Origin of the sequence: Nocardia gamkensis NBRC 108242, from assembly GCF_001612985.1 — a bacterium.
GTDB classification, from domain to species: domain Bacteria; phylum Actinomycetota; class Actinomycetes; order Mycobacteriales; family Mycobacteriaceae; genus Nocardia; species Nocardia gamkensis.
Genome location: NZ_BDBM01000005.1, coordinates 309,446 through 323,763 on the forward strand (window position 1 = coordinate 309,446; position 14,318 = coordinate 323,763).

Consider the following 14,318-nt stretch of genomic DNA (forward strand, 5'->3'; position numbering starts at 1 on the left):
GCCCCCTGAAAAAATCCTCCGATCACTAGGTTGGATGCGTGAGCGCACAGGATCTGCCACTGGAACTTCGCCGTGCACTGTCGACGGTCGCGCGCGTGCCACGGCTGCTGGTCGCATCGGACTACGACGGGACACTCGCGCCCATCGTGTCCGACCCGGCCAAAGCCTTTCCCCATCGGGAATCGGTGAGCGCGTTACGAGCCCTCGCCGGCCTGACCGGGACCACGGCCGCCGTGATCTCCGGTCGCGCGCTGCGAGATCTCGCGGCGCTGTCCAGACTGCCCGTCGAGGTGCAACTGATCGGCAGCCACGGCTCGGAATTCGACGTGGGCTTCGTGCACGCGATCGACAACGACGCCAAGCATCTGCTCCAAGAGGTGCAGACGGCGCTGAACCAGGTCGCCTCGGACAATCCGGGGGTCACCGTCGAGATCAAGCCGGCCAGCGTCGCGTTGCATGTGCGCAACGCCAGCCCGGAGATCGGTCATCGCGCGCTGTCGCAGGTCCGGCTCGGTCCGGCGTGCTGGTTCGGCGTGCAGGTCACCGAGGGCAAGTCGGTGATCGAGCTGGCCGTGGTGCAGACCGACAAGGGCACGGCGCTGGACACGGTGCGGCATCAGGCGGGGGCCTCGGCCGCGGTGTTCTTCGGTGACGACGTCACCGACGAGAAGGCGTTCCGGGTGCTGTCGGGTCCCGACGTCGGCATCAAGGTCGGCGAGGGCGACAGCCTGGCCAAGTTCCGGGTGGACAGCACCGAGGCCGTCGCCTGGGCGCTAGCCTACCTGCTGGAGGAGCGCCGGACCTGGCTGGCGGGCGCGAGCGCGCCGCGCATCGAGCGGCTGACCATGCTGGCCAGCCCGCGTTCGGTCGCGCTGCTCACCCCGGACGCCACGGTCACCTGGTTCTGCCACCCGGAGCCGGATTCCGCCGCGGTGTTCGCCCACCTGCTCGGCGGCCCGCAGGGCGGTCACTTCACCATCGAGCCCGAGCGCCCCGGCCTGCCGCTCTCGCAGCGCTACGTCGACGGCACGATGACCGTCGAAACCCGCTGGGCGAAGTTGCAGGTCACCGACTACCTGCCGCACGACGTGGCGTCCAACCGCACCGACCTCACCCGGGTGATCACCGGCGACGCGAAGGCTGTGGTCACCTTCGCCCCCCGCCCCGAGTTCGGCCAGGTACCGGTGAACCTCGAAGCGCAGGAGGGCGGGCTGCGCGTGCACGGCACGAACGATCCGATCGTGCTGCGCTCCCCCGGCGTGCGGTGGGAGATCGTCTCGGACGGCACCCACGAATCGGCACGGGCCGTGGTCGACCCGTCCAAGGGCCCGATCGTGCTCGAACTACGTTGCGGCACCACTGATCTCGATCCCGCCGCCGCGGGTGAGACGGAGCGGCGACGGGAAGCCGAGCGGTACTGGTCGGAGTGGGCCTCGAAACTCACGCTGCCGCCGCTGAAGCCCGACCTGATGAAGCGTTCCGCGCTGACCCTGCGCGGCCTGGTGCACGCCCCGTCCGGTTCGATCCTCGCGGCCGCGACCACCTCGCTGCCGGAGGACATCGGCGGCGTGCGCAACTGGGACTACCGCTACTGCTGGCTGCGCGACGCGGCGCTCACCGCGCAGGCGCTGGTCTCGCTCGGCTCGCTCACCGAGGCCGAGGGCTACCTCGGCTGGGTGCACCGGGTGCTGGAGACGTTGCCCGGCCCCGAGCGCCTGCATCCGCTGTACACGCTCTACGGCGAGACGCTGCCGCCGGAGGCCTCGATCGACCAGCTGCCCGGCTACGCGGGCTCGCGCCCGGTGCGCGTCGGCAACGCGGCCAACATGCAGGTGCAGCTGGACGTCTTCGGCCCGATCGTCGACCTCATCGCCACCCTGGCGCACGCCAGGGAGCTGCGGGGCGTCACCGCTGCGGCGGACGTGCTGCCGGACGCCGACTGGGACCTGGTGTGCGCCATGGTCGCGGCGGTGCAGCGGCGCTGGCAGGAGCCCGACCACGGCATCTGGGAGATCCGCGGCAACCCCCGCCACCACGTGTACTCGAAGGTGATGGGCTGGCTGACCGTCGATCGGGCGCTGACCCTGGCGCAGAAATTCGACCGCGAGATCGACCCGGCCTGGCCGGTGCTGCGCGACACCATCGCCGACGAGGTGAAGGCGAAGGGCTGGAACGACGAGGTGCAGTCCTACACCGCGGCCTACGACGGCACCGACCTGGACGCGGCGACCCTGCACATCGGGTTGAGCGGCCTGATCGACCCGTCCGACCCGCGCTTCGCGGCGACCGTCGTGGCGACCGAGGCCGAGCTGCGCAGCGGGTCGACCGTGTACCGGTACCACCACGACGACGGCCTGCCCGGCGGCGAGGGTGGCTTCCACCTGTGCGCGGCCTGGCTGGTCGAGGCGTACCTGCTGATCGGGAAGCGCTCCGACGCCGAGGCGCTGTTCGCCCAGCTGGTCGACGTCGCGGGCCCGACGGGGTTGCTCAGCGAGGAGTACGACCCGGTGGCCGAACGCTCGCTGGGTAACCACCCGCAGGCGTACAGCCATTTGGGCCTGTTGCGCTGTGCGCAGCTGCTCGGCCAGCCGGTGGAGGCCGCGCTGGTCTGACCCGCGCATCGCGCCGAGGGCCCGCGAACGAGGAATCGTTCACGGGCCCTTCGTATTTCGCCTTTTTCGAGGGCTTCGCATCCTAGCCTGCGGCGATCCCTGCTAGAGTTAAACGGGAACGATTTCCATTATGATCTAGAGCACTGCCAGGAGCACCCCCACGTGAGAACCGGATTTGCCATCACCTGCGCAGGCCTCGCCGTGGGGGTCGCCTCCGCGCTGACGCTGACCGCCTGCGGTAGCTCGACCGGCGACGGACGGCCGTCCGTCGTAGCCTCCACCGACGTGTGGGGCGATATCGCCGCCGCCATCGCGGGCCCCGACGCCGCCGTCCGGTCGCTGATCACCGATCCGTCCGCCGACCCGCACTCGCACGAGACCTCCGCCGTCGAGTCGGCCGAACTCAGCGATGCCGACCTCGTGGTCTACAACGGCGGCGGCTACGACGAGTTCGCCGAGAAGGCGGTGGCGGGCACGAACAAGCGCACGGTGGACGCGTTCGCCTCGCGGGTGGACCAGAGCGACGAGAACGAGCACGTCTGGTACGACGTGCGCACCGTCGGCGTGGTCGCCCACCGGATCGCCGCCCAGCTCGGCGAACTGGATCCGGACAAGGCCGCGGCCTATGCCGAGCGCGCGAGGACGTTCGAGAACGGGCTCGCGGCGGTCACCGCCATCACCGGCAAACTCGCCGCCGAACACCCGAGAACTCCGGTGTTGCAGACCGAGCCCCTCGCGCACTACCTCGTGGCCGCCGCCGGGGCGGATGACCTGACACCGCACGAGTTCCAGGAAGCCATCGAGCAGGAGACCGACCCGGCGCCCGCCGCCGTCGCGGCGACCCAGGACCTGCTCAACGGTAAGCGGGTCCGCGCGCTGATCTACAACGTGCAGACCGAGGACAAGATCACCAAGGACCTGCGCGGCACCGCGCGGAACGCGGGCGTCGCCGTCGTCGAGGTGACCGAGACCCTGCCCGAGGGCGTGGATTACATTCAGTGGCAGACGAAGAACGCGCAGGCGCTGGCCGCCGCGCTGGGCTGAGCAGATGAACGAGGGAGCCGCGCTGACCGAGCACACCGCCGCGGCGGAGCGGCGGCGATCGAACATCGGTGCGGACTCGGCCGCGGTGCGGCTGGAGGCCGCCCGCTTGTCGTTCGGGGACCGGACCCTCTGGGAGGGGCTGGATCTCACCGTCGCACGGGGTGAATTCGTCGCGGTGCTCGGACCGAACGGCTCCGGCAAGACCTCACTGCTGAAAGTGTTGCTGGGCCAGGTCGGCCTCAGCTCCGGCACGGCCCGGATCGCGGGCTCTCCCGCGCGTACCGGCAACCCCGACATCGGCTATGTGCCGCAACAGAAGACGATCGACGCCGGGGTGCAGTTGCGCGGCGTCGACCTCGTCGGACTCGGCGTCGACGGGCATCGCTGGGGACTCGGTCTGCGCTCCCGCGCCGAACGCAGACGCAAAGTGGCCGCGGCCGTCGCCGACGTCGGAGCGGAGCACTTCGCCCACGCGCCGCTGGAATCCATGTCCGGCGGTGAGCAGCAGCGCCTGCGGGTGGCGCAGGCGCTGGTCGGTGATCCGAAGGTGCTGCTGTGCGACGAGCCGTTGCTCAGCCTCGACCTGGCGAACCAGCGTCTGGTCGCCGAGCTGATCGATCGCCGTCGGCGCACCCACGACACCTCGGTGCTTTTCGTGACGCACGAGATCAATCCGATCCTGCCCTTGGTGGACCGGGTGCTGTACCTGGTCGACGGACGGTTCCGGATCGGGACGCCGGAGGAAGTGATGACCTCGCCGGTGCTGTCGGAGCTGTACCGCACCCAGGTGGACGTGCTGCGGGTCCGCGGTCGCCTGGTGGTCGTCGGCACCGGCGACACCATGGACGCGCTGGGCACCGCGGGCGGTCACTGTCACGGACCCGCGGGCGACGAGTTCGCACCCGGCGGCTCCGCGCAAGATGGGTCAACGGCGACGAACGACGCGAACGACTCGGCGTCCAGCCGCACCATTTCCGGCAACGGCAAGAGTTCGGTCGCTCCGTCCTCTGCACCCTCCGTGCCACCGGACCTCGTGAACGGCAACGGCGACTGGTCGGTCGCGGACCCCGACGAGAGTGGAGTGCGCTCGTGACCGACAAGCTGTCCAGCGTCCTCGGCAAGATGCTGGACTTCGGCACCACGGCGAACCTGCTGTCCTACGGATTCGTCCAGCAGGCGCTGCTCGCCGCGGCCCTGCTCGGCCTGCTGTCCGGAGTGATCGGCCCGCTGATCATCAGCAGGCAGATGTCGTTCGCCGTGCACGGCACCAGTGAGCTGTCCCTGACCGGCGCCGCCGCCGCGCTGCTGGCCGGTGTGGGGGTCGGCCTGGGGGCCATCGCGGGGTCGGTGGTCGCGGCGGTGTTGTTCGGCCTGCTCGGCACCCGGGCGCGTGAGCGCGATTCGGTGATCGCGGTGGTGCTTTCGTTCGGCCTGGGTCTCTCGGTGCTTTTCCTGTGGCTGGGGCCCGATCGCGCGGGATCGAAGTTCTCGCTGCTGACCGGTCAGGTGGTCAGCGTCGGCAACAACGGCCTCGGCCTGCTCGCCGTCTGCACCGTCGGGGTGATCGCGGTGCTCGCGTTCGTCTACCGGCCGCTGCTGTTCGCCAGTTCCGATCCGGAGGTGGCGGTTGCGCGCGGAGTTCCGGTGCGGGCGCTGTCCATCGTGTTCGCGGTGCTGCTCGGCATCACGGCGGCGTTCGGCGTGCAGATCGTCGGTGCGCTGCTGGTGCTGGCCCTGCTGATCACTCCGGCCGCCGCGGCCGCCCAGCTCACCGCGGACCCGATCCGGGCGACGGTGCTCGCCGTGCTGTTCGCGGAGATCGCCGCGGTGGGCGGCATCCTGCTGTCGCTCGCGCCGGGCGTACCCGTCTCCACCTTCGTCACCACCATCTCGTTTCTGATCTACCTCGCCTGCCGCCTGCTCGGCGCCCGCGACCGCAGGCTCGCCCGCGCCCGCTGAGACACCGCGAAACCGCGCCTGCCCGCCGCTGAACGTGTGCGGCGTCGACGCCGGGATCCAGCAATCAACGGTGCAGCCCAGAGCACTACCACCGAGAACTTTCTTGATGGCAACCGCCTTCAGTCGTTCCGGGGCGCTTTCGTATGCTCGAGGCACCGCGACCCCGAACGAATGGTGACCAACGATGATCGACTTCGCGATTCCCGCCGACCTCGCCGCCGAACGCGACCGCGTACGCCGGTTCGTCATCGACAAGATCGTCCCGTACGAGCGGGACCCGCGCCTGACCGCGCACGGTCCGACCGATGAGCTGCGGCAGGAACTCGTCGAACTCGCCCGTGCCGAGAAGTTGCTCACCGTGCAGGCGCCCGAGTCGCTCGGCGGGCGCGGTCTGACCCACATCGAGCAGGCGGTGATCTACGAGGCGGCGGGCTGGTCCACGCTCGGCCCGGTCGCGATGAACTGCGCGGCGCCCGACGAGGGCAACATGTTCCTGCTGTCCAAGGTGGCCGACCCCGACCAGGTCCAGCGTTTCCTGGCCCCCGTGGTCGCGGGCCACCAGCGTTCGGTCTTCGCCATGACCGAGCCCGACGGGGCGGGCTCCGACCCGGCCCAGCTGTCCACCGCGGCCACCTTCGACGGCGAGAACTTCACCATCAACGGCCGCAAGTGGCTGATCACCGGGGCGAACGGCGCGAAGACCTGGATCATCATGGCGCGGCTCGCCTCCAACCCGCACCTGCCCGAGGGCCCCACCCTGTTCCTGGCCGACGGCGACGAGCCCGGCATCGTCATCGAACGCACGATGAACACGATGGACCGCAATTACGTCGCCGGGCACGGTGTGGTCCGCTTCGACAACCTGGTCCTGCCCAGGGAGGCATTGCTCGGCGAGGCGGGCCAGGCGCTGCGCTACGCCCAACTCCGGCTCGCCCCGGCCCGGCTGACCCATTGCATGCGGTGGCTCGGCGCCGCCGAACGCGCCCAGAGCATCGCGGTGGAGCACGCGCGCACCCGCACCGCGTTCGGCAAGCCGATCGGCGAACACGAGGGCGTGTCGTTCATGCTGGCCGACAATGAGATCGCGCTGCACCAGTGCAGGCTGACCATCTGGCACGCGTGCTGGCTGATGGACAAAGGCGAGAAGGCGCGGCACGAGAGTTCGATCGCGAAGTCGTTCGTGTCCGAGGAGCTGTTCAAGGTCGCCGACCGGTGCGTGCAGGTGCTCGGCGGCATCGGCATCAGCGACGAGACCGTGGTCGAGATGATCTTCCGGGACATGCGTGCCTTCCGGCTCTACGACGGCCCGACCGAGGTGCACAAGTACGCCATCGGGCGCAAGGTGCTGCGCGGATAGCCGAGGACTTTCGGCCCCGGGTCAGCTCCGCGTCCGTCGGCTAACATCCTGTGGCATGAGTTCGGAACTGCACGTCGACGTCTCTCAGGGCGTCGCCGTGCTCACGCTCAACCGGCCCGCCCAGCAGAATGCCTTCACCCCCACGATGGCCGCCGAATTGGGCGCCGCGTTGCGGCGCTGCGATTCGGAAGACGCCATCCGTGCCGTGATCGTCACCGGCACCCCGCCCGCGTTCTGCGCGGGCGCGGACCTATCCAACCGGGTGGGCGAGGTCAGCGCCACCATCGATCCGCCGCCGTGGCGAGTGCGCAAACCGGTGATCGCGGCCGTGAACGGTCACGCGGTCGGCATCGGCCTCGCCTTGGCCCTGCAATGCGACCTGCGGTACATGGCGCGCGACGCGGTGTACGGGCTGAACCAGGTGCGCCGCGGCGTCCTGGCCGACGGCTACGCGCACTGGACACTACCCAGGCTGGTCGGCATGGCCAACGCCGCCGACATCATGCTGACCGGGCGCACGTTCGACGGTGACGAGGCGAAGGCGATGGGCCTGGCCAACAGCTCACTTCCCGGGGGCGAGGTGCTACCCACCGCGCTGGCCGTCGCGCACGACATCGCGAACGGCTCGGCGCCGCTACCGGTGGCCCTGTCCAAGCGGCTGCTCTGGGAAGGGCTCGGGATGAGCCCGGCCGTGGTCGGTCAACTGGAAACCGACCTCAACCAGCACGCGACCAAGAGCATCGACGGCGGCGAGGCCATGGCCGCGTTCCGAGACCGCAGGCAGCCCAGCTGGTCGGGCAGCGTCAGCACGGAATGGCCCGCGTGGGACGCCGCGGGGCGCGAACGCCCCAGTTTGGATTAGGTCCGCCGAGGACAGCGCTTCGGACGCTCCGCAGGCCTGCGTACCAACCCATACCCGGCGAGGTGGACAGGCTCCGTCCGGCGGCACCGCTCAAGCGTTACCGCCGAGCAGGATGAACAGGAACAGCACCGCGAAGATGATCATGAAGACGGTGCCGACGACGCCGAGGACATAGCCGACCAGCACCTGGGTGCGGCCACCGTACGCGCCACCGGATTCCTCGATCTGGTCGAGCGCGCGCCGCCCCAGCGCCCACGCCACCGGCCCCAGCACCCCGCAGCAGAGGACGCTCGCCGCGCCGAGAAACAACACCGCCGTCGCGTTCGGATGCTCGACCGGCTGACCGATGGGCTGATTGGGTATCACCACCAGCCGAATTCTACTGTGCCGCGCCGCCTCTCCGTGTTCTAAAGCCGTACGCGTCGGGGCCGGCGAGATACAGCCCCGGCACGCGGACGCCCGAGTGATCGAGCGACCGGCGGAAACGACTCCTCAGGCGCGGCGCTGCCGGGCGACTTCGGAGAGCACCACGCCGGCGGCGACCGACGCGTTCAGCGATTCCACCGGGCCTGCCATCGGGATCGACAAGATCGCGTCACAGGATTCCCGGACCAGGCGCGAGAGGCCCTTGCCCTCCGAGCCGACCACGATCACGGTCGGCTCACCGCCGTCGAAGTCGTCGAGCGTGGTGTCGCCCCCGGCATCCAAGCCGACGATCTGAACACCCTGCGACGCCCAATCCTTCAGCGTGCGGGTGAGATTCGTCGCGCGCGCGACCGGAAGCCGAGCGGCGGCGCCCGCGCTGGTACGCCAGGCCACCGCGGTGACGCTCGCGCTGCGCCGCTGCGGGATCAGCACGCCGTGGCCACCGAAGGCCGCCACGGAACGGATGACCGCGCCCAGATTGCGCGGATCGGAGATGTTGTCCAGCGCGACCAGCAGCGCGGGCTCAGCGGCGCCGCGTGCCCGGTCGAGCAGGTCGTCGGGATGGGCGTAACGGTACGGCGGCACCTGGAGGGCGACACCCTGGTGCAACCCATTGGCGCTCAACCGATCCAAGTCGGTGCGCGGTACCTCGAGGATGGAGATGCCCGTGTCGGCGGCCATCCGCACACTCTCGGTCAACCGGTCGTCGTTCTCGGTACCGACGGCGACGTACAGCGCCGTCGCCGGCACACCCGCACGCAGACACTCGACCACCGGATTGCGCCCGAGCACCAATTCCGGGCCGTCGTCGCTCTTGCGTCCGGCGGGCCGGCCCGACGAGGACGAACGCCCCTGCGCCGCCTTGGCTTTCGCGGCGGCCCGCTTGGCGGCGGGATGCTTGGTCCGCATCTCGGCGGGCGGGGTCGCGCCGCGACCCTCGAGCCCGCGCCTGCGCTTGCCGCCCGAGCCGACGACGGCGCCCTTCTTGCTGCCGCCCTTGCGAACCGCACCCCGACGCTGCGAATTGCCTGCCATTACTCGGCCTTTCCGGATTGCGGTTCGCCGAGCGCCCATTCGGGACCATCGGCGGTGTCGGTGACCTCGATGCCCGCGGCCTGCAGACGGTCGCGCACGCCGTCGGCGGTCGCCCAGTCCTTCGTGGCCCGCGCCTCTTGGCGGCGGTCGAGTTCGGCACGCACCAGCACGTCGAGAGCGCCGAGCGCGGCGGAGGAATCGCTCGGGGCATACCAGTGCGGGTCGAGCGGGTCGACGCCGAGCACACCGAGCATGGCACGCACCTGGCTCGCCAGGTCGCGCGCGGAGTCGATCGCGCCGACCTCCAGCGCCTTGTTGCCCTCGTGCACCGACCGGTGGATCTCCGCCAGCGCCTTCGGCACCGCGAGATCGTCGTCGAGGGCGGCGGCGAACGCGTCGGTCCACTTGCCCACCGGAATCTCACCGGCCCGGTCCACCACCCGGGTCACGAAGGCCTCGATGCGCTGATAGGACTGCGCCGCGTCGTGCAGCGCTTTCTCCGAGTACTCCAGCATCGAGCGGTAGTGCGCGCTGCCCAGGTAGAACCGCAGTTCGACGGCACGCACCTGTTTGAGGACGTTCGGCACGGACAGCACGTTGCCCAGCGACTTGGACATCTTCTCCCCGCCCATGGTCACCCAGCCGTTGTGCAGCCAGTACCTGGCGAAGCCGTCACCGGCCGCCTTCGACTGGGCGATCTCGTTCTCGTGGTGCGGGAACACCAGATCCATACCGCCGCAATGGATGTCGAATTCCGGGCCGAGGTAGAACCCGGCCATCGCCGAGCACTCCAGGTGCCAACCGGGACGGCCGGGCCCCCACGGCGACGGCCAGGTCGGCTCGCCGGGCTTGGCCGCCTTCCACAGGGTGAAGTCGCGCGGGTCGCGTTTGCCCTCGCCCGCGCTCTCACCCTGGTGCACGTCGTCGAGCTTGTGGCCGGACAGCTTGCCGTAGTCGGGATAGCTGACCACGTCGAAGTAGACGTTGCCCGCCGAGGCGTAGGCGTGACCGCGGTCGATCAACCGCTGCATCATGTCGACCATCTGGGTGATGTGGCCGGTGGCGCGGGGCTCCGCGGACGGCGGCAGCACACCGAGCCGTTCGTAGGCGCGGTCGAAGGCACGCTCGTGCGTGGCGGCCCACTCCCACCACGGCCTGCCCGCCTCGGCGGCCTTGGTCAGGATCTTGTCCTCGATATCGGTGACGTTGCGGATGAACCAGACGTCGAAGTCGTGCGCCAGCAACCAGCGTCGCAGTACGTCGAACGCGACTCCGCTGCGCACATGGCCGATGTGCGGCTCACCTTGCACGGTGGCGCCACAGAGGTACACCGAAGCACGGCCGGGGACCAGGGGCGCGAAATCGCGCATGGTCCGCGTGTCGGTGTCAAAGAGGCGCAGGGTCACGGCAGTCGATCCTAGCTGGTGTATAAGGTCGTTCACGGACCGGCTCGGGTCCGCCGGAGCAGGATCAACGACAAGCTTGCAGCAAGGCCGTCGCCACGGCGGCGACTCCCTCGCCGCGACCGGTCAGGCCGAGTCCGTCGGTGGTGGTGCCGGACACCGACACGGGGGCGTCGAGCAACTCGCCGAGCACCTGCTGCGCCTCGGCGCGCCGCGGCCCGATCTTCGGGCGATTGCCGATCACCTGCACCGCGGCGTTGACCACTTCGAAGCCCGCTTCGTCCAGCAGCCTGCGCACTTCCTTCAGCATGGCCGCACCGGAGACACCCGCCCATTCCGGGCGTCCGGTGCCGAAGACCGCGCCGACATCGCCGAGGCCAGCCGCGGACAGCAGCGCGTCGCACAGCGCGTGCGCGGCGACGTCGCCGTCGGAGTGACCCGCGCAGCCGTCGTCACCGTCGAACAGCAGACCGGCCATCCAGCACGGCCTGCCCGCTTCGATCGGATGGACGTCGCTGCCGATGCCGACGCGCATGGTCACGGCGCCACCGCCCGTCCGATGCCCGCGCCGTCGAGTACCGCGTCGGCGAGCCGGAGATCGAGCGGAGTGGTGATCTTGAACGCCAGCGGATCGCCGGGAATGGTGTGCACGCCGACGCCGAGCCGCTCGACCAGCCCCGCGTCGTCGGTCGCCTGGATGCCCTCGGTGGCGTAGGCGGAGCGCAACAGGTCGGCCGCGAAACCCTGCGGCGTCTGGATGGCGCGCAACCCGGCGCGCTCGGGAGTGCCGGTCACCGCGCCCGCCGCGTCGACGGACTTGATGGTGTCGGTCACCGGAAGTCCGGGAACCACGGCGGGACGGCCCGCGCGCAGTTCCGCCGTGACCCGGGCGATGAGCTCGGGCGGCGTCAGCGCTCGGGCGGCGTCATGGACCAGGAAGTAGGCGGCGTCGGGCGCCGCGGTGATACCCGCCCGCACCGAGTCGATGCGTTCGGCGCCGCCGACGACCACCTGAACCGAACCCGTGGGCGGCAGCAGGGCAACGGCGCTGTCGACGAGTTCGGTGGGAACCATCACGATGATCCGGTCGACCGCGCCGGAGGCGATCAAGCCTTCGACGGCGAGCCGGACCATAGGTGTGCCGCCGACCGGGACGAACGCCTTGGGTGTCGATTCACCCAGACGCACGCCACGGCCGGCGGCAGGCACCAGAGCAACGACGGGTCCGTCGGTGGGACGGACACCGTTGTCAGGTGTGTTCACGGTCAGGAAGCCGCGGCGAGGACCTCATCGAGCAGGGTCTCGGCCTTGCCGTCATCGGTTCCTTCGGCCAGCGCGAGCTCACCGACAAGAATCTGCCGAGCCTTGGCGAGCATGCGCTTCTCACCCGCGGACAGCCCGCGGTCCTGCTCCCGGCGCCACAGATCGCGGACGACCTCGGCCACCTTGTTCACATCGCCGGAGGCGAGCTTCTCGAGGTTGGCCTTGTAGCGGCGGGACCAGTTGGTCGGCTCCTCCGTATGCGGCGCACGAAGCACCTGGAAGACCCGATCGAGACCCTCCTGACCCACGACGTCACGCACGCCGACGTATTCGGCGTTCTCCGCGGGAACCCGAACAGTGAGATCGCCTTGGGCGACCTTCAGGACCAGATACTCTTTTTGCTCACCCTTGATGGTGCGAGTCTCGATTGCTTCGATCAACGCCGCTCCGTGGTGGGGGTAAACGACGGTGTCTCCGACCTTAAAAATCATGTGTCCCGTGCCCCTTTCGATGTTCACAGTTTAACATGCGACTCGATAACGGCGCGATCAACTGTGCAGGTCAGGGCCACAACGAGGCGACCGTGGGGCTTGACAGATGCCAGGTGGTGTGCATTACGTTGTGCCAGAAGGGGTTATCTCCCGGCTCGTTCGGCGCCGCTCGCCTCCCGCGCGCCGGCACCTTCGCGGCAACCATCCGAACCTCCATCGAACCGTTACCGAAGCGCCGAGTGTCGGCACGGACGTGTCGTGGCCCGCTTCACACCGCGCGTGCGCGTGACGCGCGGACTCCGCGTTTGTCCCAGCCCCCGCGCCCGGTCCGCCGAGGGAACTACTACGCTGCCTAGTTACTACGCTCCCGCGCGGAGCAGAGCCCGGTCGACATGGAGGGACAACCCGTGACTGCCCTGAAAGCTGTGACCGCCCCGAAGGGGGCGCGACGTCGCATGGTGACGGTTGCCGCACTCGCCGCCGGAGCGGCGATCGCGCTGTCCGGCTGCGGCGCGGGCCAGATCTCGCAGACCGCGGAGCAGGTCGCCGCCGTGAACGGCAACCACGCCGACGTCGGCCGCATCGCCCTGCGCAACGTGCACATCGTGTACCCGGGCGAAGGCACCGCCTACAACAATGCCAAGGGCGGCAAGGCGCTCATCGCCCTGTCCATCATCAACAACGGCGAGTCCGTCCCCGACGAGCTGACCAGCATCACCACCGACCTGGGCACCGTCAAGATCACCCCGGCCTCCGGCAAGTCCGTCGTCGAGCTCGCGCCGCAGCAGACCGTCGTCGCGGCGAACCAGCCGGTCAAGCACGAGTCCACGCCCAGCAGCAGCGCCGCGGCCACCACGAGCGCCGCGGCCCCCACCTCCGTGCCGCACTCCGCCGCGCCGACCACCGCCGCCGATTCGCACGGCGCGGGCGAGCACGGCTCCCAGCCCGCCGCCACCGACCCCGAGGCCAACCCGATCCTGATCGAGATCACCGGCCTGACCAGGGACGTCACCCCCGGCCTCACCTACAACGTCTCGTTCAACTTCAAGCAGAACGGCACCGTCCAGGTCCAGGTCCCGGTCGATGCGGGCCTGCACACCGAGCGCCACGAGTCCGACAAGTCCGGACCGGCCGAAGCCGAGCACACCGGCGGTCACTGAGTCGAATCGCAGCGACTGTGTTCGATTTGCAGCGACTTCGTCGCTGCGTGTTCGCGGCCCCTTGATGGCTCGTGTCCGGGCGGGCGAGACTCGCGACTACGTCGCATGCGCTTCGCCTGCCCGGACACGAGCCGGGCCGCGAACGGCGCTCGTAAGACTCGCACCCGGGCGGGGCTGGGATAGTGCGGATCGAGCGGTTTCAGTGATGCCGTGCGCGTCCGATCCCAACTCGATGAACAGGCATCTACCCGGTGGCGACGGCTGAAGTGGGCACACCACCGCTCGATCGAGCAGTGCCGCGCGACTTCCCGGTCGGCGCAACCCTCTCGATATCCGCCCAGCCACACGGCCCGCCTTCCGGCGACAACTTCGCCGTGCAAGCCATCTAGCGACCCACAGCTCCGCTCACATCCGGGCCACGCCTGCGGTGAAAACCACGCCGCGGTCGGCCATGGCAGCCGCCGCCCCGCCCCGCGCGCACTATGTCCCGAGGCCCGTCACCAACGCACCCGGCGCACCTCAACTCCCGGTTTCGAGCGAAGCGAGACCGAGCATGCGCCGTTCGCGGCCCGGCTCGCGTTCGCACGGCCGCCGCGTCCGCGCCTGATCACCGGTCTACAGGACGACCGCCGACCACAACGAACCGCGTGCACAATGCCCAAACCTCGCGCCCCCACGCGCCCGGCGCACCTCAACCGCCGGTTTC

12 protein-coding genes and 1 pseudogene are annotated in these 14,318 nt (G+C 69.8%); 7 read left to right on the forward strand and 6 right to left on the reverse strand.

Going from position 1 to position 14,318, the window contains the following annotated elements; translation table 11 throughout:
* Positions 1-38 precede the first annotated feature (38 nt).
* From otsB to NG1_RS06290, 6 genes and pseudogenes are all read left to right on the forward strand, one after another.
* Positions 39-2,612, forward strand: coding sequence for a trehalose-phosphatase (gene otsB, locus NG1_RS06265; RefSeq protein ID WP_062968849.1), 2,574 nt, complete (start codon positions 39-41; stop codon positions 2,610-2,612).
* A gap of 162 nt (positions 2,613-2,774) precedes the next feature.
* Complete coding sequence (locus tag NG1_RS06270; protein WP_062968851.1) at positions 2,775-3,656, forward strand: metal ABC transporter solute-binding protein, Zn/Mn family; 882 nt, start codon at positions 2,775-2,777, stop codon at positions 3,654-3,656.
* A 4-nt stretch (positions 3,657-3,660) separates the two neighbouring features.
* A pseudogene (locus NG1_RS06275) lies at positions 3,661-4,524 on the forward strand (metal ABC transporter ATP-binding protein); the annotation flags it as partial.
* A 254-nt stretch (positions 4,525-4,778) separates the two neighbouring features.
* On the forward strand, positions 4,779-5,615 hold the full coding sequence (locus tag NG1_RS06280; protein WP_210750623.1) for a metal ABC transporter permease: 837 nt from the start codon (positions 4,779-4,781) through the stop codon (positions 5,613-5,615).
* 184 nt (positions 5,616-5,799) lie between these two features.
* The gene (locus tag NG1_RS06285; RefSeq protein WP_062968855.1) at positions 5,800-6,972 is read left to right on the forward strand and encodes an acyl-CoA dehydrogenase family protein; all 1,173 of its coding nucleotides are present in this window, start codon (positions 5,800-5,802) and stop codon (positions 6,970-6,972) included.
* A gap of 55 nt (positions 6,973-7,027) precedes the next feature.
* The gene (locus NG1_RS06290) at positions 7,028-7,834 is read left to right on the forward strand and encodes an enoyl-CoA hydratase/isomerase family protein (protein ID WP_062968857.1); all 807 of its coding nucleotides are present in this window, start codon (positions 7,028-7,030) and stop codon (positions 7,832-7,834) included.
* A gap of 90 nt (positions 7,835-7,924) precedes the next feature.
* Here the strand turns inward: NG1_RS06290 and NG1_RS06295 are convergent, their stop codons facing one another.
* The 6 genes from NG1_RS06295 to carD all read right to left on the reverse strand — a co-directional run bounded on the left by NG1_RS06295 (position 7,925) and on the right by carD (position 12,452).
* Positions 7,925-8,203, reverse strand: a complete 279-nt coding sequence (locus NG1_RS06295; protein WP_062968859.1) for a hypothetical protein — start codon at positions 8,201-8,203, stop codon at positions 7,925-7,927.
* 123 nt (positions 8,204-8,326) lie between these two features.
* Complete coding sequence (gene rlmB / locus NG1_RS06300; RefSeq protein ID WP_062968862.1) at positions 8,327-9,295, reverse strand: 23S rRNA (guanosine(2251)-2'-O)-methyltransferase RlmB; 969 nt, start codon at positions 9,293-9,295, stop codon at positions 8,327-8,329.
* The gene (gene cysS, locus NG1_RS06305) at positions 9,295-10,701 is read right to left on the reverse strand and encodes a cysteine--tRNA ligase (protein WP_062968864.1); all 1,407 of its coding nucleotides are present in this window, start codon (positions 10,699-10,701) and stop codon (positions 9,295-9,297) included. Before cysS ends, rlmB begins: the two co-directional genes overlap by 1 nt.
* 64 nt (positions 10,702-10,765) lie before the next feature.
* On the reverse strand, positions 10,766-11,233 hold the full coding sequence (ispF, locus tag NG1_RS06310; RefSeq protein ID WP_062968866.1) for a 2-C-methyl-D-erythritol 2,4-cyclodiphosphate synthase: 468 nt from the start codon (positions 11,231-11,233) through the stop codon (positions 10,766-10,768).
* Positions 11,234-11,235: 2 nt separating this feature from the next.
* Positions 11,236-11,961, reverse strand: coding sequence for a 2-C-methyl-D-erythritol 4-phosphate cytidylyltransferase (ispD, locus tag NG1_RS06315; RefSeq protein WP_084498725.1), 726 nt, complete (start codon positions 11,959-11,961; stop codon positions 11,236-11,238).
* A gap of 2 nt (positions 11,962-11,963) precedes the next feature.
* On the reverse strand, positions 11,964-12,452 hold the full coding sequence (gene carD, locus NG1_RS06320) for an RNA polymerase-binding transcription factor CarD (RefSeq protein WP_011206964.1): 489 nt from the start codon (positions 12,450-12,452) through the stop codon (positions 11,964-11,966).
* Positions 12,453-12,859: 407 nt separating this feature from the next.
* On the opposite strand from carD, the gene NG1_RS06325 reads away from it, so the two are divergent.
* Positions 12,860-13,612 (forward strand): copper chaperone PCu(A)C domain-containing protein, encoded by a 753-nt coding sequence (locus NG1_RS06325; protein ID WP_245659802.1) that lies wholly within the window; start codon positions 12,860-12,862, stop codon positions 13,610-13,612.
* The last annotated feature ends 706 nt before the right edge of the window (positions 13,613-14,318 follow it).

Coding starts and splice junctions, on each gene's coding strand:
- NG1_RS06290 (WP_062968857.1), top strand. CDS start 7,028: ATGAGTTCGGAACTGCACGTCGACGTCTCTCAGGGCGTCGCCGTGCTC.
- carD (WP_011206964.1), bottom strand. CDS start 12,452: ATGATTTTTAAGGTCGGAGACACCGTCGTTTACCCCCACCACGGAGCG.
- rlmB (WP_062968862.1), bottom strand. CDS start 9,295: ATGGCAGGCAATTCGCAGCGTCGGGGTGCGGTTCGCAAGGGCGGCAGC.
- NG1_RS06285 (WP_062968855.1), top strand. CDS start 5,800: ATGATCGACTTCGCGATTCCCGCCGACCTCGCCGCCGAACGCGACCGC.
- NG1_RS06280 (WP_210750623.1), top strand. CDS start 4,779: ATGCTGGACTTCGGCACCACGGCGAACCTGCTGTCCTACGGATTCGTC.
- ispF (WP_062968866.1), bottom strand. CDS start 11,233: ATGCGCGTCGGCATCGGCAGCGACGTCCATCCGATCGAAGCGGGCAGG.